Raw genomic sequence first — 1,939 nt, 5'->3', positions numbered from 1 at the left:
TGTGGCTGGTCGCGCTCACGCGGCGGTAGCCGCATATGCGATACAGCCCCGCGCCCCTGAGGGCGTTAGCCTCGCGCCAGTTGTATGCGTCACCCTCCGCCGTAGGCGCGTGTCACATTCCTGCCCTGTGTCGCTTCCCTTCCTTTCTCCCTATCGTCTAACCCATGTTTGCTGCCTACGCCGCCCGCATCGATCGTGATCAGCCGCTCGCCGGGCTGGAGTTGGGGGAGCGGCCGGCTCCTGTGGTGCCGCCCGGGTGGAGTGTCGTGGATGTGCGGGCCGCCTCGCTCAACCACCATGACCTGTGGTCCTTGCGGGGGGTCGGGCTGGGTGAGGACAAGTTGCCGATGATTCTGGGGTGCGATGCCGCCGGGGTGGACGCGGACGGGAACGAAGTCGTCGTGCACTCCGTCATCGGGCAGACCGGGCACGGGGTGGGGCCCCGGGAGCCCCGGTCGATCCTCACCGAGCGGTATCAGGGGACGTTCGCCGAGCAAGTCGCCGTACCCACCTGGAACTTGCTGCCGAAGCCGAAGGAGCTGTCCTTCGCCGAGGCCGCTTGTCTGCCCACCGCCTGGCTCACCGCGTACCGGATGCTGTTCACCAACGCCGGGGTGCGGCCCGGGGATTCGGTGCTCGTGCAGGGCGCCGGGGGCGGGGTCGCGACCGCGGCGATCGTGCTCGGGAAGGCGGCCGGGCTGCGGGTGTTCGCGACCAGCCGGGACGAGGCCAAGCGGAAGCGCGCTGTCGAGCTGGGGGCCGTCGAAGCCGTCGAGCCCGGCGCCCGGCTGCCGCAGCGGGTCGACGCCGTGATCGAGACCGTGGGGGCCGCGACCTGGTCGCACTCCGTGAAGTCGCTGCGGCCCGGGGGGACGCTCGTCATCTCGGGCGCCACCAGCGGGGACCGGCCCTCGCACGCCGAACTGACCCGGATCTTCTTCCTGGAGCTGAAGATCGTGGGGTCGACCATGGGGACCAAGGACGAACTGGAGGACCTGCTCTCCTTCTGCGCCGCTACGGGCGTACGGCCGGTGATCGACGAGGAACTGCCGTTGGACCGGGCGCGGGAGGGGTTCGAGCGGCTGGCGTCGGGGGAGCAGTTCGGGAAGATCGTGCTGACCCAAGGGTGACGGGTCGGTGAGGTGATGGTGAGGGGCGGGTCCCGGTGGGCCCGCCCCTTTTCCGTGCCGATGGTGTCAACTTTGGTTGACGAGGGCGCGAGTGTCAATGTAAGTTGACGCGCATGACCGAAGCTACGGATCTCGCGGCGCGCGCCGGGGATCGTGACCCCAGGGTCGGGCTGCGCGCCGTCGCCGCCCTGCGCAGGCTGCTGGAGCAGTTGGAGGCCGTGCAGGTGCGCAGCGCGCGGGTACAAGGGTGGTCGTGGCAGGAGATCGCCACGGAACTCGGCGTCAGCAGGCAGGCCGTGCACAAGAAATACGGGAGGCAGTGATGTTCGAACGCTTCACCAAGGACGCCCGTGACGTGGTGCGCGGCGCCGTCGACCACTGCGAAGGGGCGGGCGGGCGGACCGTCGGCGTCGACCATCTGCTGCTCGCCCTCCTCGACCGGGAGGGCAGCCGGGGCTCCTTCGCGCTGACCTCCCTCGGCGCCGAACGCTGGCGCGACTCCGTACGGGAGGAACTCGCCGACGCCCGCCGCCGGGCCGGCCTCTCCCGCGCCGAGTCCGACGCGCTCGCCGGACTCGGGATCGACGTCACCGAGATCGTGGCCCGGGTGGAGGAGGCGCACGGGGTGGGGGCGCTGTCCGGGGACGTCCGGGACAAGGGGTGGTGGAGCGGGCGGCGCTCCTTCGGGCGGGAGGCCAAGGACGTGCTGGAACGGTCGCTGCGCATCGCCGTCGCCCATCGGGACCGGCACATCGGGGACGAGCACATCCTGCTGGCGGTGACTGTTCTGCCGGGGGCGGCCGGGGAGG

The 1,939-nt window shown here is 71.0% G+C and carries 3 protein-coding genes; all 3 read left to right on the top strand.

All coding sequences use genetic code 11. The features are described from left to right. The first annotated feature begins 164 nt into the window (after positions 1-164). Entirely contained in the window at positions 165-1,130 is a 966-nt protein-coding gene (locus AOK24_RS37035) for a zinc-binding dehydrogenase (RefSeq protein ID WP_055724334.1), read from the top strand. A 113-nt stretch (positions 1,131-1,243) separates the two neighbouring features. After that, entirely contained in the window at positions 1,244-1,453 is a 210-nt protein-coding gene (locus tag AOK24_RS37030) for an RNA polymerase sigma factor sigma-70 region 4 domain-containing protein (RefSeq protein WP_055724333.1), read from the top strand. Beyond that, positions 1,453-1,939 (top strand): Clp protease N-terminal domain-containing protein (locus AOK24_RS37025; RefSeq protein ID WP_055724332.1); only part of this gene is annotated, 487 nt, incomplete at its 3' end. The genes AOK24_RS37030 and AOK24_RS37025, both read left to right, overlap by 1 nt.

Origin of the sequence: Streptomyces niveiscabiei, from assembly GCF_001419795.1 — a bacterium.
Taxonomy (GTDB): Bacteria; Actinomycetota; Actinomycetes; order Streptomycetales; family Streptomycetaceae; genus Streptomyces; species Streptomyces niveiscabiei.
Note: the sequence above shows the minus strand (reverse complement) of the source record. Positions and strands in the feature narration are given on the sequence as shown.

What these genes read in the sequence shown, in the direction of transcription:
- AOK24_RS37035 (WP_055724334.1), top strand. Translation starts at nt 165, where the DNA reads ATGTTTGCTGCCTACGCCGCCCGCATCGATCGTGATCAGCCGCTCGCC.
- AOK24_RS37030 (WP_055724333.1), top strand. Translation starts at nt 1,244, where the DNA reads ATGACCGAAGCTACGGATCTCGCGGCGCGCGCCGGGGATCGTGACCCC.